The following is a 23887-nucleotide window of genomic DNA, read 5'->3' on the forward strand; positions in this document are numbered from 1 at the left end:
GGATTCACAATGGAAATCAGTCTGTTGCAGGCTTTTGCGCTGGGCATTCTCGCCTTTATCGCCGGTCTGGATATGTTTAACGGCTTAACGCACATGCACCGTCCGGTCGTTCTCGGGCCATTGGTCGGCCTGATCCTGGGCGATCTGCATACCGGTATTTTGACCGGCGGGACGTTAGAGCTGGTCTGGATGGGTCTGGCCCCCTTAGCGGGTGCCCAGCCGCCAAACGTGATTATCGGCACTATCGTCGGCACCGCGTTTGCTATTAGTACCGGCGTAAAGCCAGACGTTGCCGTGGGCGTCGCCGTTCCCTTTGCCGTCGCGGTGCAGATGGGGATCACGTTCCTGTTCTCCGTCATGTCCGGCGTGATGTCTCGCTGCGATCGTATGGCAGCCAATGCGGACACGCGCGGCATTGAGCGTGTTAACTATCTGGCGCTGCTGGCGCTCGGTATCTTCTATTTCCTGTGCGCGTTCTTGCCAATCTACTTCGGTGCGGAGCACGCAAAAACCGCCATCGATGTTCTGCCGGAGCGTCTGATTGACGGCCTTGGCGTCGCGGGCGGCATCATGCCAGCTATCGGCTTCGCCGTGCTGCTGAAGATCATGATGAAAAACGTCTACATCCCCTACTTCATTATCGGTTTCGTTGCCGCGGCCTGGCTCAAGCTTCCGGTGCTGGCCATTGCCGCTGCGGCCCTGGCAATGGCGCTGATCGACCTGATGCGCAAATCACCGGAACCAACGGCTCCCGCGGCTCAGAAAGAGGAATTCGAAGATGGTATCTAATCAAACAACGTTACCGGGCGTGTCTGAAACTGAAGAGACCCTGCTGACCGGCGTCAACGAAAACGTCTACGAAGACCAAAGCATCGGCGCAGAACTGACGAGAAAAGATATTAACCGCGTGGCCTGGCGTTCCATGCTGCTGCAGGCCTCTTTCAACTACGAACGTATGCAGGCATCCGGCTGGCTTTATGGATTATTACCTGCACTGAAAAAGATCCACACCAACAAGCGGGATCTGGCGCGGGCGATGAAAGGCCATATGGGCTTCTTTAATACCCACCCGTTCCTCGTGACCTTTGTTATCGGCATTATTCTGGCGATGGAGCGCTCCAAACAGGATGTGAACAGCATCCAGAGCACCAAAATTGCCGTCGGTGCACCGCTCGGCGGCATTGGTGACGCCATGTTCTGGCTAACCCTTCTGCCCATCTGCGGCGGTATCGGTGCCAGCCTGGCGCTGCAAGGATCAATTCTGGGCGCGGTGGTCTTTATCGTGCTGTTTAACGTTGTGCACCTCGGCCTGCGTTTTGGTCTGGCGCACTACGCTTACCGGATGGGCGTTGCGGCCATTCCTCTGATCAAAGCCAACACCAAAAAGGTCGGCCATGCGGCCTCCATCGTCGGGATGACGGTGATCGGCGCGCTGGTGGCAACCTATGTCCGTCTCAATACCACGCTCGAAATCAAAGCCGGGGATGCGGTCGTCAAACTCCAGGCCGACGTTATCGACAAGCTGATGCCCGCGTTTCTGCCGCTGGTTTACACCCTGACCATGTTCTGGCTGGTGCGCCGGGGCTGGAGCCCGCTGCGGCTGATTGGTATCACCGTGGTGCTGGGCGTTGTCGGTAAATTCTGTCACTTCCTGTAAAAGCAAAGAGGTTGCGATGTTAGGCATTATTTTGACGGGGCACGGCGGCTTCGCCAGCGGGCTGGAACAGGCGATGAAGCAAATCCTTGGCGAGCAGCCGCAGTTTATCGCCATCGATTTTCCTGAAGCCTCGACGACTGCGCGACTGACCGCTCAGATCGAGCAAGCGGTTAACGAGCTGGATGCACAACACGACATTGTGTTTCTTACCGATCTGCTGGGCGGCACGCCATTTCGCGTGGCCTCGACGCTCGCGATGCAAAGACCGGGCAGCGAAGTGATTACCGGTACCAACCTGCAGCTCTTGCTGGAGATGGTGCTGGAGCGAGAGGGGTTAAGCAGTGAAGCGTTTCGCTTGCAGGCGCTTGAGTGTGGCCACCGGGGTCTGACTAGCCTGGTTGATGAGCTCGGACGCTGTCGCGAGGAAGCACCTGCAGAGGAAGGGATATGAGCCAGGTGCTGCGGGCACATCGTCTTCTAACCGAACAGGGCTGGCTAGACAACCACCAGCTGCGCATTGAAGACGACGTCATTGCGTCAATTGAGCCGATTCCGGCAGGCATTAGCGTCCGCGAGGCGGAATGGCTTTGCCCGGCGTATATCGACACTCACGTTCACGGCGGGGCGGGCGTGGACGTCATGGATGACGCACCTGATGTGCTGGATGCTTTAGCCCTCCATAAAGCGCGTGAAGGGGTTGGCGCTTTTTTGCCTACTACCGTCACCGCACCGCTGGAGGCCATTCACGGCGTTCTCGCGCGAATCGCCCGACGCTGTCGGTCGGGCGGCCCCGGCGCGCAGATTCTGGGCAGCTACCTGGAAGGCCCGTACTTCACCCCGCAGAACAAAGGGGCACACCCGTCGGCGCTGTTTCGGGAGCTGGATATTGCCGAGCTGGACGAGCTGATCACGCTCTCGCACAACACGCTCAAGGTAGTGGCACTGGCACCCGAAAAACCCGGCGCGCTGCAGGCAATCCGCTATCTCAAACAGAAGGGTGTACGCGTCATGCTGGGCCACAGCGCTGCCACCTACGAACACACTCTCGCCGCCTTTGACGCTGGCGCAGACGGGCTGGTGCACTGCTACAACGGTATGACGGGGCTGCATCACAGAGAGCCCGGTATGGTCGGTGCAGGGCTTACTGACCAACGGGCGTGGCTGGAGCTTATCGCCGACGGCCACCATGTTCATCCTGGAGCCCTGCGTTTATGCAGTTGCTGTGCGAAAGAGAGGGTGGTGCTGATTACCGATGCCATGCAGGCGGCAGGTATGCCGGATGGGCGGTATACGCTCTGTGGCGAAGAGGTCACGATGCACCACGGCGTGGTGAAAACCGCCTCCGGCGGACTCGCGGGCAGCACGCTGTCGCTGGATGCCGCAGTCAGGAATATGGTGGAGCACGCGGGCGTCACCGCTGAAGACGCTATTCATATGGCCTCGCTGCACCCTGCCCGCCTGCTGGGCATCGATCGTCAGCTCGGATCCTTAACGCCGGGAAAACGCGCCAATATGATTGCGCTGGACGGTGGTTTACACCTTCAGCAAATCTGGATTCAGGGCCAGGCTCTCCCCCTTTAGCCCTTTCATTGTGTATCTCATTGGCCTTGCGGCTAAAAATCGTAAGGCCTTTCTTTTCCTTTCCTTAATTCTGTCCTTTCCTTTCATGATCACACTTTTCGTTTTATTTCTTTTCTTCCATTGAAGTTTCGATTTCTTTTCTATAGATTTTATTTAACTGCTTAAGTGAACAAGTGAAATGAAACGAAAGATAGCGACACATTTGCCAGCGTCTGATGTGGAATTCACACGACTAAGGACTGAGTTATGCAAGAAACTACACCCGCCATCACAACCGGCACATGGACCGAAGAAGAGATCCGTCAGCAACCCGCCAGTTGGATCCGCTCGCTCACAAACATTGATAACTTGCGATCGTCGATCGACGGTTTCCTGACGCCGTTGCTGCGCAAACACGATCTGCGGATCGTGCTAACCGGTGCGGGCACATCGGCCTTTATCGGCGACATCATTGCACCGTGGCTTGCCAGCCACACCGGGAAAAACATTACCGCCATTCCCACAACCGATCTGGTCACAAACCCGATGGACTACTTCAGCCCCACTCATCCGCTGCTGCTGGTCTCCTTTGCTCGCTCGGGAAACAGCCCGGAAAGCGTGGCTGCCGTTGAGTTAGCCAACCAGTTTGTGCCGGAGTGCTACCACCTGTCGATTACCTGTAACGAGGCGGGAAGCCTGTATCAGAACGCCGTTGACAGCGATAACGCCTATGCCCTGCTGATGCCTGCAGAAACGCACGATCGCGGGTTCGCGATGACCAGCAGTATCACCACCATGTTGGCGAGCTGCCTGGCGGTATTTGTCCCGGAGACGATCAACAGCAAAATGTTCCGGGACGTGGCCGATCGCTGCCAGACAATCCTCCTCTCGCTCGGTGATTTCAGGCGCGGCGTTTTCGGTAACGAGCCGTGGAAACGGATCGTGTATCTGGGCAGCGGAGGGCTACAGGGCGCAGCGCGTGAATCCGCGCTGAAGGTGCTGGAACTGACAGCAGGCAAGCTGGCGGCATTCTACGACTCCCCAACCGGTTTCCGTCATGGGCCTAAGTCACTGGTGGATAACGAAACGCTGGTGGTGGTGTTTATTTCCAGCCATCCGTATACGCGTCAGTACGATCTGGATCTGCTGGCAGAGCTGCGCCGGGATCGCCAGGCCATGCGTGTGGTCGCTATCGCCGCTAACAGCGATCCCGTTATCGAAGCCGGCCCGCACCTCCTGCTGCCGCCTTCCCGCCACTTTATCGATATGGAACAGGCGTTCTGCTTCCTGATGTACGCCCAGACCTTTGCGCTGTCCCAGTCTCTGAATGTCGGCAACACACCCGATACGCCTTCTGCCAGCGGTACGGTCAACCGTGTGGTTCAGGGCGTCGTTATTCATCCGTGGCAGGCTTAAGAGGATCGCAGCATGAGCATCATTTCCACCAAATATCTTCTGCAGGACGCGCAGGCAAAAGGCTACGCCGTACCGGCGTTTAACATCCACAACGCAGAGACGATCCAGGCGATCCTCGAAGTTTGTAGCGAAATGCGATCGCCGGTGATCCTCGCAGGCACGCCGGGGACCTTTAAGCACATCGCGCTCGAAGAGATCTACGCTCTGTGTAACGCTTACTCCCTCACTTATGACATGCCGCTGGCGCTGCATCTCGATCACCACGAATCGCTGGATGACATTCGTCGCAAGGTCAATGCTGGCGTGCGCAGCGCGATGATCGACGGCAGTCATTACCCGTTTGAACAAAACGTGAAGCTGGTGAAATCCGTGGTTGATTTTTGCCACCTCAACGACTGCAGCGTTGAGGCCGAGCTGGGCCGCCTGGGCGGCGTGGAAGATGACATGAGCGTGGACGCCGAAAGCGCGTTTCTCACCGATCCGCAGGAGGCGAAACGCTTTGTCGAGCTGACCTGTGTCGACAGCCTGGCCGTCGCTATCGGTACCGCGCACGGTCTTTATACCAAACGTCCTAAAATCGATTTCCAGCGGTTAGCCGAAATTCGTGAAGTGGTAACGGTGCCGCTGGTACTGCACGGCGCGAGCGATGTGCCAGATGAGTATGTTCGTCGCACCATCGAGTTGGGGGTGTGCAAAGTCAACGTGGCTACCGAGCTGAAAATTGCCTTCTCAGACGCGGTTAAAGCCTGGTTTGCCGAAAACCCTCAGGGAAACGATCCGCGCTTCTATATGCGGGTCGGCATGGATGCCATGAAAGACGTGGTCAGAAGCAAAATCACGGTGTGCGGCTCGGCAAACCGATTGCTGCTTCCGACTGAAGCCTGATTAAAAAGGAGTTTACGCTGATGAAAAAAATCCTCGCACTTTCTGTGCTTACCCTGTGCATTGCCCATAGCGCGGTAGCCGCGAACTACACGATCAATAACGACAATATTGCCCTGTCATTTGATGATGCAAACTCGACGGTAGTGGTTAAGGACAGCAAAGCTAACCATCCGCTCACGCCGCAGGAGCTGTTCTTTCTGACGCTGCCGGACGAGACTAAAATCCACACGGCGGATTTTAAAATCAAGCATGTCGAAAAGCAGGACAGCGGGATGGTTATCGATTTCATCCATCCGGAATTTAACGTGACGGTGAAGCTGAACCTGGTGAAGGGCAAATACGCCAGCATCGACTACACCATAGCCGCCGTAGGTCAGCCCCGGGATGTGGCTAAAATCACCTTCTTCCCAACTAAAAAGCAGGCTCAGGCACCTTACGTAGACGGGGCAATTCACAGCTCGCCGATCGTCGCAGACTCGTTTTTTATTCTGCCGGATAAACCCGTCGTTAACACTTACGCCTATGAAGGGACGACCAACCTTAACGTAGAGCTGAAAACCCCTATTCAGCCAGCAACCCCGGTCAGCTACACCACCTATTTCGGCACTTTCCCGGAAACAAACCAGCTGCGCCGCAGCGTGAACCAGTTCATCGATGCCGTCCGTCCGCGTCCGTATAAGCCTTATTTACACTACAACAGCTGGATGGATATCGGCTTCTTTACACCGTACTCCGAGCAGGACGTGCTGGAGCGGATGGATGAATGGAATAAGGAATTTATCACCGGGCGCGGCGTGGCGCTGGATGCGTTCCTGCTTGACGATGGCTGGGATGACCTGACCGGACGCTGGCTGTTTGGTCCGGCTTTCAGCAAGGGTTTTGGCAAGGTACGGGAGAAAGCTGACAGCCTGCACAGCTCCGTCGGCCTGTGGCTCTCGCCGTGGGGCGGATATAACAAACCGCGCGATACTCGCGTCTCGCATGCAAAAGAGTACGGTTTCGAAACGGTAGACGGGAAGCTGGCGCTGTCAGGCCCGAACTATTTTAAAAACTTTAATGAGCAGATCGTTAAGCTTATCAAAAACGAGCACATCACCTCGTTCAAGCTCGACGGGATGGGTAATGCCAATTCACATATTAAGGGCAGCCCGTTCGCCTCGGATTTTGACGCCTCTATCGCTCTGCTGCATAACATGCGCAGCGCAAATCCGAATCTGTTTATTAACCTGACGACCGGTACCAACGCCAGCCCATCCTGGCTGTTCTACGCCGATTCCATCTGGCGCCAGGGAGATGATATCAACCTGTACGGCCCCGGCACGCCGGTGCAGCGGTGGATGACCTACCGCGATGCGGAAACGTATCGCTCCATAGTGCGTAAAGGTCCGCTGTTCCCGCTGAACTCCCTGATGTATCACGGGATCGTCAGCGCGGAGAATGCGTATTACGGTCTGGAGAAGGTGCAAACGGACAGCGATTTTGCCGACCAGGTCTGGAGCTACTTCGCCACCGGCACCCAGTTGCAGGAGCTGTATATCACCCCATCCATGCTCAACAAGGCGAAGTGGGATACCCTGGCACAGGCCGCGAAGTGGTCCCGGGATAACGCCAGCGTGCTGGTGGATACCCACTGGATTGGCGGTGATCCAACCGCGCTGCAGGTTTACGGCTGGGCATCCTGGAGCAAGGACAAAGCGATTATCGGCTTGCGTAACCCGTCGGATAAGCCACAAAGCTACTATCTGGACCTGACAAGAGACTTTGAGATCCCGACAGACGGCACGACACAATTTGGTTTGAAGGCGGTGTACGGCAATAACGATAGCGTACCGGAGGAGTATAAAAACGCGGTGGTGATTACCCTGAAACCGCTGGAAACGCTGGTGTTTGAGGCGATGCCTGCGAAGTAAAACAAACCGGCCCGACCTCATCGTCGGGCCGTACATTAATCCTGCTGTTCAAGCGCATACTTATACAGCGCGTTCTTCTTCACACCGTGGATCTCCGCTGCCAGCGCGGCCGCCTTCTTCAGCGGCAGTTCAGCCTGCAGCAGCGCCAGAGTGCGCAACGCGTCGGCAGGCAGCGCATCGTCCTGGGCTTTATGGCCTTCGACAATCAGCACCATCTCCCCCTTGCGGCGGTTTTCATCTTCCTTCACCCATGCCAGCAGTTCACCCACCGGCGCGCCGTGGATGTTCTCCCAGGTTTTGGTCAGCTCGCGCGCCAGCACCACGTAGCGGGATTCGCCCCAGACGGTGACCATATCCTCCAGGCTTTCCAGCAGACGGTGAGTAGATTCATAGAAAATCAGCGTGCGCGGTTCCGCTTCCAGATCTTTTAAAACATCACGACGACCTTTGGATTTGGCCGGCAGGAAACCTTCATAGCAGAAGCGGTCTGACGGCAGGCCCGCCGCGCTTAACGCAGCAATGGCGGCGCACGGTCCAGGCAGTGGCACAACGCGGATGCCTGCTTCACGGCACGTACGCACCAGATGATAGCCAGGATCGTTGATCAGCGGCGTACCGGCGTCGGAAACCAATGCGATGTTTTGACCCTCTTTCAGCTTCGCCACCAGCGTGTCGGCTTTTTGTTGCTCATTGTGATCGTGAAGGGCAAACATTCGGGCGTTAATCGCAAAGTGCTGCAGCAGTAAACCGGTATGTCGGGTATCTTCTGCAGCAATTAAATCAACAGCTTGCAATACGGTTAGTGCACGTTGGGTAATATCAGACAAATTCCCGATAGGAGTAGGTACAATATAAAGCTGGCCTTGAGAATTATCTGCCGTTTCGTGTTGTTTCATTGTTTAGTCCGTATTGCCGATTTAATATTGAGCATTGCGTAAAAAAATCACTGGATACAGTATGGTACCCTTAACGTTTCTTCGAACAAAAGCCACGCGCAGCGTGCCTCTCCTGCTGGCAGCCCTGATTTTCGCAGGCTGTGGCACCCAGGCACCCGACCAGAGCACTGCCCATATGCAGGGTTCCGTACAGGCTGATTCTGGTTTTTATCTGCAACAAATGTCGCAGAGCTCAAATGATACCAAGACCAACTGGCAATTACTCGCCATTCGTGCACTGCTGAAAGAGGGAAAAACCCAGCAGGCTGCCGAACTGTTTAACCAACTGCCGCAAAATCTTAACGATACCCAGCGCCGGGAGCAGGCTCTTGTGTCTGCGGAGCTGAAGGTTGCGCTAAAAGATTATGCGTCCGCGAAAAAGATCCTCGGTGACATCGACGTCAGCGCGCTGGATAAAAACCAGCAGGCGCGGTTCTGGCAGGCTGGAATCGCCGCTGAGCAGGGACGCCCTTCCCTGACGCTGCTGCGTGCGCTGATTGCACAAGAGCCGCTTCTCGCCGACGCAGACAAACAGAAAAATATCGATGCGACCTGGCAGGCGCTCGCCTCCATGACCCAGGATCAGGCGCAGGCGCTGGTGATCAATGCAGATGAAAATGTCCTGCAGGGTTGGCTGGATCTGCAGCAGATGTGGTTTAACAACCGCAGCGACCCTAACATGCTGAAAGCCGGGATCGCCGACTGGCAGACACGCTATCCGCAAAACCCCGGCGCGAAAATGCTGCCAACCCAGCTGGTGAACGTGCAGAACTTTAAGCCGGCCTCCACCAGCAAAATTGCCCTGCTCCTGCCTTTGAATGGGCAGGCGGCCGTGTTTGGTCGTGCCATCCAGCAAGGTTTTGAAGCCGCGAAGAACGGCACCCCTGCGGTGACGGGCAGTGCCGTTCCGGTTCAGGCAGCGCAGGCGGCAAACGTGAATGACGTTGTCAGCCCTTCCACCGCGGAGACCAGCGACCTGACCACGGCGCAAACGCCAGCTCAGGGCACAATGCAGAACCCTGTGACGGCGCCGACGACACCACCAGTCGCGGCGCCTGCCGCTCAGACGCCAACGCCGACTCACCCTCAGGCAGCACCCGCGACCGAGGCCGCCGCAACGCAGCCTCAGCAGGAAACGATACAACCCGCAGCACAGCCTGCCACACAGCCTCAGGCCGTAGCCACTACCAGCGCCAATCCAGGTGCTGAGCTGAAAATCTATGACACCAGCGCGCAGCCGCTTAACCAGGTACTGGCCCAGGTTCAGCAAGACGGTGCGAGCATCGTGGTCGGCCCACTGCTGAAAAACAACGTGGAAGAACTGATGAAGAGCAACACCACGCTGAACGTGCTGGCGCTTAACCAGCCAGAGCAGGTCCAGAACCGCGCTAACATTTGCTACTTCGCGCTGTCTCCGGAAGACGAAGCCCGTGATGCAGCACGTCATATCCACGAGCAGGGTAAACAAGCACCGCTGTTGCTGATCCCGCGCAGCGCGCTGGGCGATCGCGTGGCGAATGCGTTTGCTCAGGAGTGGCAGACGCTGGGTGGCGGCGTGGTGCTGGAGCAGAAATTCGGCTCAGCCTCTGAACTAAGGGCTGGCGTCAACGGCGGCGCGGGGATTGCCCTTAACGGCAGCCCGGTATCCGCCAGCCTGCCGCAGCAGCAAAGCGTCACCATTGGTGGTCTGACGATCCCTGCTCCACCCACCGACGCGCAAATCAGCGGTGGCGGTAAAGTGGACGCTGCTTACATCGTTGCCACACCGGAAGAGATTGCCTTTATTAAACCGATGATTGCGATGCGTAACGGCAGCCAGAGCGGAGCAACGCTTTACGCCAGCTCCCGCAGCGCACAAGGCACCGCGGGCCCGGACTTCCGCCTCGAAATGGAAGGACTGCAGTACAGCGAAATCCCCATGCTGGCAGGCAGTAACCCTTCATTGATGCAGCAAGCGTTAAGCAGCGTACATAACGATTACTCGCTGGCACGTCTGTACGCCATGGGCGCCGATGCATGGGCGCTGGCGAACCACTTTACCCAGATGCGTCAGGTGCCAGGCTTTGAGCTGAACGGCAATACCGGCGATCTGACCGCCACTCAGGACTGCGTGATCAACAGGAAGTTATCATGGCTCAAATACCAGCAGGGGCAAATCGTCCCGGCCAGTTAAGTCGTAAAGAGACCGGCGATGCGTGGGAGTTAAAAGCGCGTCGCTGGCTTGAAGGCAAAGGACTGCGCTTTATCGCCGCTAACGTGCGTGGACGCGGCGGCGAAATTGACCTGATCATGAAAGACGGCCAGGTCATCGTGTTTGTTGAAGTGCGCTATCGACAGTCGTCTCGCTTTGGCGGTGCGGCCGCCAGCGTGACGCTCGCTAAACAACATAAATTATTACAGACTGCCCACTTGTGGCTTGCCCGCCATAATGGGAGCTTTGATACTGTGGATTGCCGGTTCGATGTGATAGCCTTCACCGGAAATGAGATCGACTGGCTTAAAAACGCTTTTGGCGAAGACGCATAATTAAGATGTAAAGGGATACCGTGCTCGAAAGAATTAAAGTGTGCTTCACAGAAAGCATCCAGACTCAGATTGCCGCGGCGGAAGCCCTTCCGGACGCGATATCTCGCGCAGCGATGACGCTGGTACAGTCTCTGTTAAACGGCAACAAAATCCTCTGTTGTGGCAATGGCACATCGGCCGCCAACGCACAGCATTTTGCTGCCAGCATGATCAATCGTTTTGAAACAGAACGTCCTAGTTTACCTGCCATTGCACTTAATACCGATAATGTGGTCTTAACAGCGATTGCTAACGATCGCCTGCATGACGAGATTTACGCAAAGCAGGTGCGCGCCCTGGGTCATGCCGGAGATGTGCTGCTGGCGATCTCCACGCGTGGTAATAGCCGGGACATCGTCAAAGCCGTCGAAGCTGCAGTCACCCGCGACATGACCATCGTTGCCTTAACCGGCTATGACGGCGGTGAGCTGGCGGGTTTGTTAGGGCCGCAGGATGTCGAAATCCGTATCCCGTCTCACCGTAGCGCGCGTATTCAGGAAATGCATATGCTGACAGTAAACTGCCTATGCGATCTGATCGATAACACGCTTTTCCCTCACCAGGATGATTAAGGAGTACTAATGAAGGCTTTATCGACCCTCGCAGTCCTTATGTCTGCACTGCTACTTCAGGGATGTATTGCTGCGGCCGTTGTGGGTACCGCAGCCGTGGGTACCAAAGCGGCAACCGATCCGCGTACTGTGGGTACGCAGGTCGATGACGGTACGCTGGAACTGCGCGTCAACAGTGCGCTGTCGAAAGACGAACAAATTAAGAAAGAAGCCCGTATCAACGTGACGGCTTATCAGGGCAAAGTGCTACTGGCAGGCCAGGCGCCAAATATGGAGCTCGCCTCACGAGCAAAACAGATTGCGATGGGCGTAGAGGGTACGTCGGAAGTGTTTAACGAAGTGCGTCAGGGCCAGCCTATTGGTCTGGGCACCGCCTCTTCCGATACCTGGATCACCACCAAAGTGCGTTCCCAGCTGTTGGGCACCGACCAGGTGAAATCCTCAAACGTGAAAGTGACGACCGAAAACGGCGAAGTGTTCCTGCTGGGTCTGGTCACCGATCGTGAAGGTAAAGCGGCGGCAGATATCGCCAGCCGGGTGAGCGGCGTTAAACACGTCACCACCGCGTTTACCTACATCAAGTAACAAACAATACCCGGCAATGCCGGGTATTTTTTGGTCTTAAACCAGCGCAATACTCCCCACCATCACTCCACTCAACGCCACCAGGCCCGCAGTCAGCCACAGCGCTTTTGCCGGGAATGACTTACGCAGCATGATGAGCGACGGCAGGCTGATTGCCGGCAGGGTGATAAGCAGCGCCAGCGCAGGCGCGGAGCCCATCCCGGCAAGCATCATGGTCTGAACAATGGGAATTTCAGCGGCCGTAGGGATAACAAACAAGCAGCCAGCAACGGCCATCGCAATGACCCACATTAGCGTGTTATCGATAGCACCATCCGCATGCGGGAACAGCCAGACGCGCGCCGCCCCCAGCACCAGTACCGCCAGAATATAGACCGGGATGGTGCTCCAGAAAAGTTGCCAGAGCGCCCTGCCCCAGCGTGCAAAGAAACCACCCTGCGGCTCGCTGATGTCCAGCTCAACTGGCTCAGACTCTGCGACGTTATCTTTCACGAGGTATTGCACCAGCGTCGCCACCACCAACACCGTCGCGACTCCCGCGATCAGGCGGATAGCAGCAAAATGCCAGCCAAGCACAAAGCCCATAAACACCAGCGTTGCCGGGTTAAGCAGCGGATTACCCATCCAGAAGGCAAGCGCACCGCCCATCGACACCCGCTGGCGGCGCATTCCTGCGGCTACTGGCGCGGCGCAGCAGGAGCACATCATGCCTGGCAGGGAGAAAATCGTTCCCAGCAACGTGCCCTGGAAACGGGGTTGCCCCAGCGTTTTCACCAGCCAATTACGGGGGATCAATACCTGAATGAGCGAGCCCAGAATCACCCCTAAAACGGCGGCTTTCCAGACGGCAAGGAAGTAGACCATTGCGTAATCCCACGCCGCCTGTAGCGGGCTGGAATCAGCCTGCGCGAGAATGGATTTACCGATGCTGTGCGTTTCGGCGGCAGTAAAGGCTTTACCGTAGTACGGCTGCCATTTCACGTACCAGAGGCCAACAATGACCACGAGAAAGAAGAGTGCGGGCTTCCACCATTGAACAGGTGTTGCCGCCTGAGATGAAGACTGACCAGTCATAGCATTCCCCGGAGAGTGTTATTTAATTCGCCGGGGGAGTTTACGCCTCGCCCTGCGCGATTTCACGCAGTTTTGCCGACGGGGTAATATTCACCCCTTCCTGCGACGGGGTAAGCGCTTCTTTGAGCATTGCACGCGCTACATCGCGCGCCTCGATCGATTTCCAGTTCCCCGGCAGGATTCGGAACAGCGGGGCAAAAATCGACTCGTTGAAGCGACGTTCGTCGCGGTGCCCAAGCAGCATCGACGGGCGAACTATCGTCAGGTGTTCCCACTTCTGCGCAATCAGAGCCTCTTCCATTTTGCCCTTTACCTTGTTGTAGAAAAACGGCGAGCGGGCATTAGCCCCCATTGAGCTGACCACCAGAAAATGTTTTGCCCCCAGCTTTTTCGCGGTCAGCGCGGTATCAACCACCAGCGTGTAGTCGGCATGGACAAAGGCTTCTTTGCTGCCGGCTTCACGCCGCGTGGTCCCCAGGCAACAAAAAGCGATATCAATTGGGTCCTGAACCTGGGCCAGGGCATCGGTTAGCTGAGGATCGTGGGGGTTGAAGACGCCGGGGATGTCCGCCAGCGGGCGACGCGTCGGGGCGGCAATGTAGTTCACCTTACGCTCCTGAATCAGCAACCGCAGTAGATGGTCGCCAATTAATCCTGTCGCGCCCGTAATCAGTACCTGACTCATTTTATCCCCTTTACAGAATTGTCCGTTTGCGAACTCAGCGTGGTCGACCACACTTAGAAGTCTGTTACCGGTAAGTATTTACCACAAACGGGAAAATAACAGTCTGAACCCAAAACAACGGAGGAAACATGGGCAAGAAAATCGCAGTCTTGATCACCGACGAGTTTGAAGATTCAGAATTCACCTCGCCTGCAGAGGCATTTCGCAAGGCGGGGCATGAGGTTATCACCATTGAGAAGCAGGCGGGTAAAACCGTGAAAGGCCATAAGGGCGAGGCCAGCGTCACTATTGATGAGTCTATCGATAACGTCAGCCCATCAGACTTTGATGCGCTGTTGTTACCCGGCGGACATTCACCGGATTCCCTACGCGGGGATGAGCGCTTTGTCACATTCACCCGGGATTTCGTGGGCACCGGTAAACCGGTCTTCGCGATCTGTCACGGCCCGCAGTTGCTTATCAGCGCGGAAGTGGTGCGCGGACGTAAGCTCACCGCCGTGAAGCCGATCGTTATCGATCTGAAAAACGCGGGTGCCGAGTTTTACGATCAGGAGGTGGTCAATGACAAAGACCAGCTGATCACCAGCCGAACCCCGGACGATTTGCCCGCCTTTAACCGTGAGGCGCTACGCCTGCTCGGCGCGTAACCAGTGCATCTTCTTGCCAAAGCCCAGGGTGTTGTCGGTAAATTTCAGCTCATCGAGGCGAATTTCCCACACCGGGGCTTTTAACGCTGCCGCAATCGGAAAGCGACGTGTGTATCGCCCACGCTGCGCGTCGCTTTCTTCCCCCTCCAGACGGCGGATTTCACCTTTAAACTGTACCCCACGGATCAACGCGACGGTTTTCGGCTGGCCATTTACCGTGCCCGCCACAGTTGCCCGTTGCCCCGTCATCTGCGCATGACGCGTTTTGTCTTCACTCAGCACATAAAAAGCAACGCGCTCAGGATCGTAGTAGTAAAACGCATTCGCGCACCACATTTCGCCTTCATCATAGACGCACCAGGTGACGACATGCTGTTTCGCCAGCCAGCGGTTAATGGCGGCCAGTGTTTCCATTTTCATTCTCTCTCATGCTATGGTGCGTTCACCTTAACATACTGAATCTGTTTACCGTGTGCTGGTTTCTCTATCTTGTCCGAACCGCTGATAACGCACTCTACACCGGGATCACCACCGATGTGGCGCGGCGTTTTCTACAACATCAAACGGGGAAAGGGGCAAAAGCGCTGCGGGGGAAAGGGGAATTGCAGCTCGCCTTTTCAGCGCCGGTTGGCGACAGATCGCTAGCACTCCGGGTGGAATACCGCATAAAGCAGCTGACGAAGCGCCAGAAAGAGCGCCTCGTCGCCGGAGACGGCTCCTTCGAGGCGCTATGCCAAAGCCTGATTAAAACCGACTGAAGTAGTCGTGGTATTCCACCAGACCATTGACGCCGTTTAGCGCATCATCCGCCAGACGATGTAGCTGGAAGGCGGATTCGGTACCCGGCCAGCGGCAGCGCAGATCGTAATGGGCCGCTTGCTCGAAGCCCAGGCGGCCGTAAAACGCCGGATCGCCCAGCGCGACAACCGCCGCATAGCCGAACTCATTCAGCGAATCCAGCCCTTCGTAGACCAGTTGACGCGCCAGCCCCTGGCCGCGATAGTTTTCATCAACCGCCAGCGGAGCCATACCAACCCACTGTAAATCTTCGCCCTGAACCATCACCGGGCTGAAGGCGACATAGCCGACTACCTGACCTTCATCGTCAGTGGCAACCAACCCCAAGGTGATGAGGCCGTCTTCACGGAGATCGTGGACCAGCTGGGCTTCTGCATCGCTTGCAAAAGAACGGCGTAACAACGCATCGATACCCGGTGCATCAATCCCAATTTCGACTCGAATCAGCATGGCTCACCTACTGAAGTGTGTTTACTGTCTGGCGGGGCTTTAAGCCCGGCCTCAACAAAATCTGCCATTTGCATCAACATCACGCGCAGCGCTTTTGGCATCTGCTCCAGCTCAATGGCATCCATTAAATTCTTCACGTACAGACCGAGCTCCGTATCTCCTTCAATCACCAGACGGCGCTGGAAGAAGAGCGTATCGGGATCCTGCTTACGCGCGGCGATCATCAGCAGATCGCTGGCATCGGCACTAAAGCTCACGTCCGCGTCAGCGGACTCTCGAACGATCAACCGATCGTTCTCAACTGAGGTAAACCAGCGCAGCCCGATATCACGAACTTCAATACACAACCAGCGCCCCTCCAGGAACTCCAGCTCACCGTCCTGCAACGCCTGGCGGAACTGCCAGCTCAGCACCTGCTCCAGCACCTGGCGTTTAAGCGCGAACGGCGCCAGTTTTACCGGCACGCTCAGCATTGATGGACCAAATTGTACGAGACGTGAACGCAGTTTCTCCAGCACGAGCTTTACTCCCTGATATCTATAGTCCTGCTATTTTGCCATATCCAGAGGACAACATAGCGGCGTAAATCAACAAACCCTCTACCGGTGAACCTCATTATTGGTGTCATCAATACGCCATTAGCTGCCTTAAATCAAAAATTGTCGCGTATGGGTTAATTAAAATCCCAGCTCGTTAACAATTTTGCGATCCCTGCGATCGACAACATCAGGATAAATTATGGAGCTGCTCTGCCCAGCCGGAAACCTTCCGGCGCTTAAGGCGGCCATCGAAAATGGGGCCGATGCGGTCTATATCGGGCTTAAGGATGATACCAACGCCCGCCATTTTGCTGGCCTCAACTTTACGGAGAAGAAGCTTCAGGAAGCCGTTAACTTCGTCCACCAGCACCGGCGCAAGCTGCATATTGCGATTAACACCTTTGCCCATCCTGACGGCTACGCCCGCTGGCAGCGGGCAGTCGATATGGCAGCACAGCTGGGGGCCGATGCGCTGATCCTGGCAGACCTCGCCATGCTTGAGTATGCGGCAGAACGCTATCCTCATATTGAGCGCCACGTCTCCGTTCAGGCATCCGCCACTAACGAAGAGGCCGTACGTTTTTATCATCGTCATTTTGACGTTGCCCGCGTAGTCTTGCCGCGCGTGCTCTCTATTCATCAGGTCAAGCAACTCGCCCGCGTGACGCCAGTCCCGCTGGAGGTTTTTGCCTTTGGCAGCCTGTGTATCATGGCGGAGGGTCGATGCTACCTCTCCTCCTATTTAACCGGCGAATCGCCAAATACCGTCGGTGCCTGCTCACCCGCTCGCTTTGTTCGCTGGCAGCAAACGCCGCAGGGGCTGGAGTCTCGCCTGAATGAAGTGCTGATTGACCGCTATCAGGACGGTGAAAATGCGGGCTACCCGACGTTGTGTAAAGGTCGTTATCTGGTCGATGGCGAGCGCTACCACGCGCTGGAAGAACCCACTAGCCTCAACACGCTGGAGCTGCTGCCGGAACTGCTGGCCGCCAATATTGCCTCGGTGAAAATTGAGGGCCGCCAGCGCAGCCCGGCCTACGTAAGCCAGGTGGCGAAAGTCTGGCGTCAGGCGATCGACCGCTGCATGGCCGATCCGCAAAACTACGCGGCACAACCGGCCTGGATGGAGACGCTCGGCTCGATGTCTGAGGGTACACAAACCACGCTAGGCGCGTATCACCGTAAATGGCAGTGAGAAAACCATGAAATATTCATTAGGGCCCGTACTTTACTACTGGTCAAAAGAGACGCTGGAAGATTTTTACCTTCAGGCTGCGACCAGCAGCGCCGATGTGATTTACCTCGGCGAAGCGGTATGCAGCAAGCGCCGCGCCACGAAAGTGGGAGATTGGCTGGATATGGCGAAAAGCCTGGCCGGAAGCGGTAAACAGGTCGTGCTTTCAACGCTCGCGCTGGTTCAGGCCTCTTCCGAACTGGGGGAGCTGAAACGCTACGTCGAGAACGGCGAATTCCTGCTGGAGGCAAGCGATCTCGGCGTGGTGAACATGTGCGCTGAACGCAAGCTACCGTTTGTCGCGGGCCATGCGCTGAACTGCTACAACGCGGTGACCCTGCGCCTGCTGCTCAAACAGGGTATGACCCGCTGGTGTATGCCGGTAGAGCTCTCCCGCGACTGGCTGGCAAACCTGCTGACACAGTGCGAAGAGCTGGGCATTCGTCATCAGTTTGAGGTGGAAGTACTGAGCTATGGTCATCTGCCGCTAGCCTATTCCGCCCGCTGCTTCACCGCCCGCTCGGAAGATCGCCCAAAAGACGAATGCGAAACCTGCTGCATCAAATACCCAAATGGGCGCAGCATGCTGTCACAGGAGAATCAGCAAGTGTTTGTCCTGAACGGCATTCAGACGATGAGCGGCTATGTGTATAACCTTGGCAACGAACTGGCATCAATGAACGGGCTGGTGGACATGGTGCGCTTATCCCCGATGGATACCGACGTGTTTGCGATGCTGGATGCCTTCCGCGCTAACGAAAACGGTTCGTCTCCGCTGCCGCTGACCGCTAACAGTGACTGCAATGGTTACTGGAAGCGTCTCGCCGGCCTGGAACTTCAGGCCTAAAAAAGGCTCACTTTGTTAACAGCGGTGACTAAACTTTGATGCAGTATTAAAGATTCACCGTCGACAAAGTGAGCTGTTATGACCGCTAAAACCCTTCCATTTTCGGTGCTGGACCTGGCGCCGATCCCTCAAGGCTACTCCGCGAGAGAAGCCTTTTCGCACTCACTTGCTCTTGCTCAACTGGCCGAGAAACGTGGCTATCACCGCTACTGGCTGGCTGAGCATCACAACATGGTTGGCATCGCCAGCGCCGCTACCTCAGTGCTGATCGGTTATCTGGCGGCGAACACCACGACTCTGCACCTCGGTTCCGGCGGCGTGATGCTGCCTAACCATGCCCCGCTGGTGATTGCCGAGCAGTTTGGCACGCTGAATACCCTCTATCCCGGCCGAATTGATTTAGGGCTTGGCCGCGCGCCTGGCAGCGATCAGCCAACTATGCGCGCTCTGCGCCGCCATATGAGCGGCGACATTGATAACTTCCCACGTGACGTGGCTGAGCTGGTGGACTGGTTTGATGCGCGTGACCCAAACCCGCACGTGCGTCCGGTACCGGGCTACGGCGAAAAGATCCCGGTATGGCTGCTGGGGTCGAGCCTTTACAGCGCACAGCTCGCCGCGCAGCTTGGGCTGCCTTTCGCCTTTGCCTCACACTTCGCGCCGGATATGCTGCACCAGGCACTGCATCTCTACCGTACGAACTTTAAACCGTCCGAACGTCTTGAGAAACCATACGCGATGGTGTGTATCAATATCATTGCCGCTGACAGCAACCGCGACGCGGAATTCCTGTTCACCTCTATGCAGCAGGCCTTTGTGAAGCTGCGTCGTGGCGAAACGGGCCAACTACCGCCGCCGGTGGAGAATATGCATCAGCTGTGGTCGGCATCCGAGCAATATGGCGTACAGCAGGCGTTAAGCATGTCTTTGGTGGGCGACAAGACCAAAGTGCGTCATGGGCTGGAGGCAGTGCTGCGGGAAACGCAGGCGGATGAGATTATGGTCAATGGCCAGATTTTCGATCATCAGGCGCGGCTGCACTCGTTTGAGCTGGCGATGCAGGTAAAAGAAGAATTGTAATTAAGTGCGGTTTGTTACCCTCTCCCATTGGGAGAGGGTGAAAAGCAGTGTTTACTGATAGACCGGTAGCACATCGAAGCTCGACAGAACGTGCACCAGGGCATTGCCCACGCCGAACACCAGAATCAGTGCAATCATCGGCTTGCCGCCCCAAACGCGGAATGTCGGGCTGCCAAAACGCTTGCGAGATTTACGAGCCAGCAGCGCGGGAACAATCGCCGCCCAGATAGTTGCTGCCAGTCCTGCATAACCGATGGCATACAGGAAGCCGTTCGGCCACAGCAGTCCACCGACAATCGGTGGCAAGAAGGTGAGCAGCGCGGTTTTGAATCGTCCCATCGCGGAGTCATCAAAGCCAAACAGATCCGCCAGATAGTCAAATAACCCCAGCGTCACCCCAAGGAAAGAACTCGCTACCGCAAAGTTAGAGAACACGACCAACAGCAGATCCAGACTGCGGCTGTTCAGTACGCCGCTCAGCGCCTGTACCAGCACGTCGATATTACCGCCCTTCTGCGCAATGCCGATAAACTCCGGGCGCGGGATGTTGCCCATCGTCCCCAGGAGCCAAATCGCATACAGCCCCAGCGCCAGCAGCGTGCCGTAGACCAGACACTTCACAATCGTGCGTGGATCTTTGCCGTAGTATTTCATCAGGCTGGGTACGTTACCGTGATAGCCAAACGATGCCAGACAGAATGGCAAGGTCATCAGCAGGTAAGGCGTATAGGAGGTATTCACTTCCGCGACGTTAAAGAGCGTCGCCGGGGTGACGTGTCCTAAGAGGCTACCGAAGGTCAGAAAGAAGGTAATCACCTTCGCGCCTAACACAATTGCCGTCATGCGGCTCACGGCTTTAGTGCTCATCCAGACGATAAACGCCACGGTTAACGCGAAACACAGCCCTGCCAGACGTGCCGGCACGTTTAACGACAACGCTGAGAAGGTGTGATGCAGAATCGAGCCGCTGGCTGAAATGTACGCATAGGTCAGAATATAGAGCACAAAAGCGATGGAGAGGCCGTTGACCAGATTCCAGCCTTTGCCAAGCAGATCTTTAGTAATGGTGTCAAAGCTGGAGCCAATGCGGTAATTCAGGTTTGCTTCGAGGATCATCAACCCGGAATGCAGCATGCAGAACCAGGTGAAAACCAGCGCCGCCAGCGACCAGAAAAACCACGCACCGGACATGACCACAGGCAGGGAGAACATCCCAGCACCAATAATGGTTCCGCCGATGATCACCACGCCGCCAAGCAGCGAAGGTGACGTTTGGGTGGTGGTTAGTGTCGCCATACAGCCTTATCTCCAGTCAAAAATGTGGTTTGCATTTTAATGTGCAGCACTGTACCAGTACAAGAGTACAAAAGGAATAAAAAAAGCCCCGATAATCATTATCGGGGCTGTATATTTTACTTTACGTCAGTAGCATAAGGCTTACGCGTCACGGCGACGGCTTGCGCCTTCATCACGACGTGGGCCACGGTTTTCACGGCGTTCACCGGAAAAACGACGACCTTCACCCGCGCGACCTTCTGGACGAGCACCTTCACGACGTTCGCCACCAAAGCTGCGACCACCGCCACGACGTTCGCCGCCACGGTCAGTGCGAGGTACTGCATCGCCCATCAGCTGCATATTCATCGGCTTGTTCAGGATGCGGGTGCGAGTAAAGTGCTGCAGAACTTCGCCCGGCATACCTTTTGGCAGTTCGATGGTGGAGTGCGTACCGAACAGCTTGATGTTACCGATGTAACGGCTGCTGATGTCGCCTTCGTTAGCGATCGCGCCAACGATGTGACGAACTTCAACGCCATCATCACGGCCCACTTCAATGCGATACAGTTCCATTTCGCCAGCGTCACGACGCTCACGACGTGGACGGTCTTCACCACCACGCTCTGGGCGGTCAGCACGCGGACCACGGTCATTACGATCGTTACGGTCGCCACGACGTTCGAAACGCTCGTCACGGTCACGGAATTCACGCTTAGGACGCATCGGTGCATCTGGTGGAACGATCAGAGTACGTTCGCCCTGTGCCATTTTCAGCAGCGCTGCAGCCAGTGACTCGATATCCAGCTCTTCGCCTTCAGCGGTTGGCTGAATCTGTGCCAGCAGCGCACGGTACTGATCCAGATCGCTGCTTTCCAGCTGCTGCTGAACTTTCGCGGCGAATTTTTCCAGGCGGCGTTTGCCCAGCAGGTCTGCGTTTGGCAGCTCAGCTTCTGGAATGGTCAGCTTCATGGTGCGTTCGATGTTACGCAGCAGACGGCGTTCACGGTTCTCAACGAACAGCAGCGCACGACCCGCACGACCCGCACGACCGGTACGACCGATACGGTGAACGTAAGACTCGGAATCCATTGGGATGTCGTAGTTAACAACCAGGCTGATACGTTCAACGTCCAGACCACGTGCTGCCACGTCGGTTGCAATCAGGATATCCAGACGACCGTCCTTCAGACGTTCCAGAGTCTGCTCACGCAGAGCCTGGTTCATGTCGCCATTCAGCGCTGCGCTGTTATAGCCGCTACGTTCCAGAGCTTCAGCCACTTCCAGAGTCGCGTTTTTGGTACGAACGAAGATGATCGCCGCATCAAAATCTTCTGCTTCCAGGAAGCGTACCAGCGCTTCGTTTTTGCGCATGCCGTACACAGACCAGTAACTCTGGCTGATGTCCGGGCGAGTGGTTACGCTGGACTGAATACGCACTTCCTGCGGATCTTTCATGAAACGACGGGTAATGCGACGGATTGCTTCTGGCATTGTTGCAGAGAACAGAGCGGTCTGATGACCTTCTGGGATCTGCGCCATAATGGTTTCTACGTCTTCGATGAAGCCCATACGCAGCATTTCATCTGCTTCATCCAGTACCAGACCGCTCAGTTTAGAGAGGTCCAAAGTACCGCGCTTCAGGTGATCCAGCAGACGGCCCGGCGTACCGACGACAATCTGTGGACCCTGGCGCAGGGCGCGTAACTGCACGTCATAACGCTGGCCGCCGTACAGGGCTACCACGTTTACGCCGCGCATATGTTTAGAGAATTCCGTCATTGCTTCAGCAACCTGAACAGCCAGTTCACGGGTTGGAGCCAGGACGAGGATCTGCGGTGCACGCAGGTCCGGATCGATGTTGTGCAGCAGCGGCAGTGAGAATGCTGCAGTTTTACCGCTACCAGTCTGGGCCATGCCCAGCACGTCACGACCAGAGAGCAGATGTGGGATACATTCTGCCTGGATCGGAGATGGTTTTTCGTAACCCAGATCGTTAAGGGCTTCAAGGATAGGAGCCTTCAGGCCCAGATCTGCAAAAGTGGTTTCGAATTCAGCCATGTAGTACAAGTGCCTCGATATTAATGGCGGCCAGTCTACTTAGCTCATCGTGAAAATGATTAGCAATTTTCATTGAAAAGTGTGAACCGGCTCAAAGTAGGTGTATTGACGAACAACAACGCCCTCACCCGTTAAGGTGATGGCAATCAAAAGATTACGGGCTGATGTTTATGTCGTCAGCTATTGCTGGTCCGATTCTGCCAGGTCATCTTGCTCCTGGCCCAAGAGCGATAATTCCAACAATGCATAACGGTGCTCAACGAAGTTGTGTACGTTGTTAGCAACCGCTAATTTGAACAGTGCCGTAGCGCTGTCCATATCCCCCAGACTTAGGTAGTACTTACCTAAATAGAAGTTGGTTTCACTGAGATGCTCAGCGAGCGAGGTGTTATCCGTTGCGTCCGCCTTGAGGCGTTCCATCAGCGTTGCTTCGCTAATGTTCCCCAGGTAGAACTCGACAATGTTCCATCCCCATTGTTCCTTGTCCGAATTATCGAAGCGCTGTTTCAGTGCTTCTTTGGCCTGCTTTTCATCAAGCTTACGCTCAACGATGTAAAGCCACAGGCTACGGAAAGGATCATTAGGATCGTCATGATAAAACGCCAGCAGATCATCTTGCGCTAACTTATCACGACCGCCGTAGTACAATGCGATACCGCGATTCAAGTGCGCGTAGTTGTAAGTTGGATCAAGCTCAAGTACAGAATCAAACGCTTCATAGGCAGCATCAAAATTGCCTGCCTGCGTTAAATATATGCCTAAGTAATTGAATACTTCAGGCATATCAGGTCGAATTGCCAGCGCTTGTGAAAAATCATTTCGCGCTAATGCCCTCAGACCGAGACTATCATACAACACTCCGCGCTCATATAAAAGCTGTGCGCGTTCATCATCGGTTAAAGCCCGACTGGCAAGAATTTGTTCCATGCGTGCCAGAATCACTTCCTGTTGCAAAGTCGGTTGCAATGGCACTGCGAGGACTTCGCTCTTACGCCAGGAAGAGTTGCTGCATCCTGCCAGCGTTAAAGCTGTCGCAACGAAACACCAGCGCAAAAAAGGCTTCATTTCCCACTCCCGAAGACAACTATTGGATGAACGTCCTGTCCCCCGGC

The 23887-nt window shown here is 55.9% G+C and carries 26 protein-coding genes; 16 read left to right on the forward strand and 10 right to left on the reverse strand.

Features of this window, described 5'->3' with window-relative positions; all coding sequences use genetic code 11:
• Nucleotides 1-9 precede the first annotated feature (9 nt).
• From agaW to V5P19_RS15495, 7 genes are all read left to right on the forward strand, one after another.
• Entirely contained in the window at nt 10-789 is a 780-nt protein-coding gene (gene agaW, locus V5P19_RS15465) for a PTS N-acetylgalactosamine transporter subunit IIC (protein WP_334404782.1), read from the forward strand.
• On the forward strand, nt 779-1657 hold the full coding sequence (gene agaE, locus V5P19_RS15470) for a PTS N-acetylgalactosamine transporter subunit IID (protein WP_334404785.1): 879 nt from the start codon (nt 779-781) through the stop codon (nt 1655-1657). Before agaW ends, agaE begins: the two co-directional genes overlap by 11 nt.
• Nucleotides 1658-1673: 16 nt before the next feature.
• Nucleotides 1674-2108, forward strand: a complete 435-nt coding sequence (gene agaF, locus V5P19_RS15475) for a PTS galactosamine/N-acetylgalactosamine transporter subunit IIA (RefSeq protein ID WP_334404787.1) — start codon at nt 1674-1676, stop codon at nt 2106-2108.
• A complete protein-coding gene (nagA, locus tag V5P19_RS15480; protein WP_334404789.1) occupies nt 2105-3238 on the forward strand; it encodes an N-acetylglucosamine-6-phosphate deacetylase in 1134 nt (377 codons plus the stop codon). Before agaF ends, nagA begins: the two co-directional genes overlap by 4 nt.
• Nucleotides 3239-3484: 246 nt before the next feature.
• Nucleotides 3485-4633, forward strand: a complete 1149-nt coding sequence (locus V5P19_RS15485; RefSeq protein WP_334404791.1) for an AgaS family sugar isomerase — start codon at nt 3485-3487, stop codon at nt 4631-4633.
• Between the two features lie 12 nt (nt 4634-4645).
• On the forward strand, nt 4646-5518 hold the full coding sequence (kbaY, locus tag V5P19_RS15490) for a tagatose-bisphosphate aldolase subunit KbaY (protein ID WP_334404793.1): 873 nt from the start codon (nt 4646-4648) through the stop codon (nt 5516-5518).
• A 20-nt stretch (nt 5519-5538) separates the two neighbouring features.
• On the forward strand, nt 5539-7428 hold the full coding sequence (locus tag V5P19_RS15495; RefSeq protein ID WP_334404795.1) for an enterotoxin: 1890 nt from the start codon (nt 5539-5541) through the stop codon (nt 7426-7428).
• 35 nt (nt 7429-7463) lie between these two features.
• Here the strand turns inward: V5P19_RS15495 and rsmI are convergent, their stop codons facing one another.
• A complete protein-coding gene (gene rsmI / locus V5P19_RS15500; RefSeq protein WP_334404797.1) occupies nt 7464-8324 on the reverse strand; it encodes a 16S rRNA (cytidine(1402)-2'-O)-methyltransferase in 861 nt (286 codons plus the stop codon).
• Between the two features lie 61 nt (nt 8325-8385).
• Here rsmI and V5P19_RS15505 point away from each other — a divergent pair, with 61 nt between their 5' ends.
• From V5P19_RS15505 to dolP, 4 genes are read left to right on the forward strand one after another with little or no spacing between them, the layout of a single operon-like run.
• Nucleotides 8386-10536, forward strand: a complete 2151-nt coding sequence (locus V5P19_RS15505; RefSeq protein ID WP_334404799.1) for a penicillin-binding protein activator — start codon at nt 8386-8388, stop codon at nt 10534-10536.
• On the forward strand, nt 10494-10889 hold the full coding sequence (locus V5P19_RS15510; protein ID WP_334404801.1) for a YraN family protein: 396 nt from the start codon (nt 10494-10496) through the stop codon (nt 10887-10889). Before V5P19_RS15505 ends, V5P19_RS15510 begins: the two co-directional genes overlap by 43 nt.
• A gap of 20 nt (nt 10890-10909) precedes the next feature.
• A complete protein-coding gene (gene diaA / locus V5P19_RS15515) occupies nt 10910-11500 on the forward strand; it encodes a DnaA initiator-associating protein DiaA (RefSeq protein WP_003861754.1) in 591 nt (196 codons plus the stop codon).
• A 9-nt stretch (nt 11501-11509) separates the two neighbouring features.
• Nucleotides 11510-12085, forward strand: a complete 576-nt coding sequence (gene dolP / locus V5P19_RS15520) for a division/outer membrane stress-associated lipid-binding lipoprotein (protein ID WP_334404803.1) — start codon at nt 11510-11512, stop codon at nt 12083-12085.
• Between the two features lie 36 nt (nt 12086-12121).
• Here dolP and V5P19_RS15525 read toward each other — a convergent pair whose 3' ends face one another.
• Complete coding sequence (locus V5P19_RS15525; protein ID WP_334404805.1) at nt 12122-13159, reverse strand: permease; 1038 nt, start codon at nt 13157-13159, stop codon at nt 12122-12124.
• Nucleotides 13160-13199: 40 nt separating this feature from the next.
• Entirely contained in the window at nt 13200-13844 is a 645-nt protein-coding gene (locus V5P19_RS15530; RefSeq protein WP_334404807.1) for an NAD(P)H-binding protein, read from the reverse strand.
• Nucleotides 13845-13972: 128 nt separating this feature from the next.
• On the opposite strand from V5P19_RS15530, the gene V5P19_RS15535 reads away from it, so the two are divergent.
• Nucleotides 13973-14491, forward strand: a complete 519-nt coding sequence (locus V5P19_RS15535) for a type 1 glutamine amidotransferase domain-containing protein (protein WP_334404809.1) — start codon at nt 13973-13975, stop codon at nt 14489-14491.
• Here the strand turns inward: V5P19_RS15535 and V5P19_RS15540 are convergent.
• Nucleotides 14471-14905, reverse strand: coding sequence for a YhbP family protein (locus tag V5P19_RS15540; RefSeq protein ID WP_334405042.1), 435 nt, complete (start codon nt 14903-14905; stop codon nt 14471-14473). The two genes, V5P19_RS15535 and V5P19_RS15540, sit on opposite strands and share 21 nt — an antisense overlap.
• A 14-nt stretch (nt 14906-14919) precedes the next feature.
• Here V5P19_RS15540 and V5P19_RS15545 point away from each other — a divergent pair, with 14 nt between their 5' ends.
• Entirely contained in the window at nt 14920-15249 is a 330-nt protein-coding gene (locus tag V5P19_RS15545; RefSeq protein WP_334405043.1) for a GIY-YIG nuclease family protein, read from the forward strand.
• On the opposite strand, the gene V5P19_RS15550 is transcribed toward V5P19_RS15545, so the two are convergent.
• Nucleotides 15236-15739, reverse strand: a complete 504-nt coding sequence (locus V5P19_RS15550) for an N-acetyltransferase (RefSeq protein ID WP_334404811.1) — start codon at nt 15737-15739, stop codon at nt 15236-15238. The two genes, V5P19_RS15545 and V5P19_RS15550, sit on opposite strands and share 14 nt — an antisense overlap.
• Nucleotides 15733-16257, reverse strand: coding sequence for an SCP2 domain-containing protein (locus tag V5P19_RS15555; RefSeq protein ID WP_334404812.1), 525 nt, complete (start codon nt 16255-16257; stop codon nt 15733-15735). The genes V5P19_RS15550 and V5P19_RS15555 overlap by 7 nt, the downstream gene beginning before the upstream one ends.
• A gap of 220 nt (nt 16258-16477) precedes the next feature.
• Between V5P19_RS15555 and V5P19_RS15560 the strand changes: the two genes are divergently transcribed.
• From V5P19_RS15560 to V5P19_RS15570, 3 genes are all read left to right on the forward strand, one after another.
• Nucleotides 16478-17473 carry a peptidase U32 family protein gene (locus V5P19_RS15560; protein WP_088208470.1) on the forward strand — a complete coding sequence of 332 codons (996 nt, stop codon included), beginning with the start codon at nt 16478-16480 and terminating at the stop codon, nt 17471-17473.
• A 7-nt stretch (nt 17474-17480) separates the two neighbouring features.
• A complete protein-coding gene (locus tag V5P19_RS15565) occupies nt 17481-18359 on the forward strand; it encodes a U32 family peptidase (protein ID WP_334404815.1) in 879 nt (292 codons plus the stop codon).
• Nucleotides 18360-18437: 78 nt separating this feature from the next.
• Nucleotides 18438-19439 (forward strand): luciferase-like monooxygenase, encoded by a 1002-nt coding sequence (locus V5P19_RS15570; RefSeq protein WP_334404817.1) that lies wholly within the window; start codon nt 18438-18440, stop codon nt 19437-19439.
• 51 nt (nt 19440-19490) lie between these two features.
• On the opposite strand, the gene mtr is transcribed toward V5P19_RS15570, so the two are convergent.
• From mtr to nlpI, 4 genes are all read right to left on the reverse strand, one after another.
• Nucleotides 19491-20735 carry a tryptophan permease gene (gene mtr, locus V5P19_RS15575; RefSeq protein WP_334404819.1) on the reverse strand — a complete coding sequence of 415 codons (1245 nt, stop codon included), beginning with the start codon at nt 20733-20735 and terminating at the stop codon, nt 19491-19493.
• A 141-nt stretch (nt 20736-20876) separates the two neighbouring features.
• Nucleotides 20877-22775: a DEAD/DEAH family ATP-dependent RNA helicase gene (locus tag V5P19_RS15580; protein WP_334404821.1), complete on the reverse strand. Its 1899-nt coding sequence runs from the start codon at nt 22773-22775 to the stop codon at nt 20877-20879.
• Entirely contained in the window at nt 22768-22848 is an 81-nt protein-coding gene (yrbN, locus tag V5P19_RS15585) for a protein YrbN (protein WP_097397692.1), read from the reverse strand. Before yrbN ends, V5P19_RS15580 begins: the two co-directional genes overlap by 8 nt.
• A 107-nt stretch (nt 22849-22955) precedes the next feature.
• On the reverse strand, nt 22956-23840 hold the full coding sequence (nlpI, locus tag V5P19_RS15590) for a lipoprotein NlpI (RefSeq protein ID WP_334404823.1): 885 nt from the start codon (nt 23838-23840) through the stop codon (nt 22956-22958).
• Nucleotides 23841-23887 lie beyond the last annotated feature (47 nt).

Source organism: Enterobacter sp. UNJFSC 003 (assembly GCF_036903355.1).
GTDB lineage: Bacteria > Pseudomonadota > Gammaproteobacteria > Enterobacterales > Enterobacteriaceae > Enterobacter.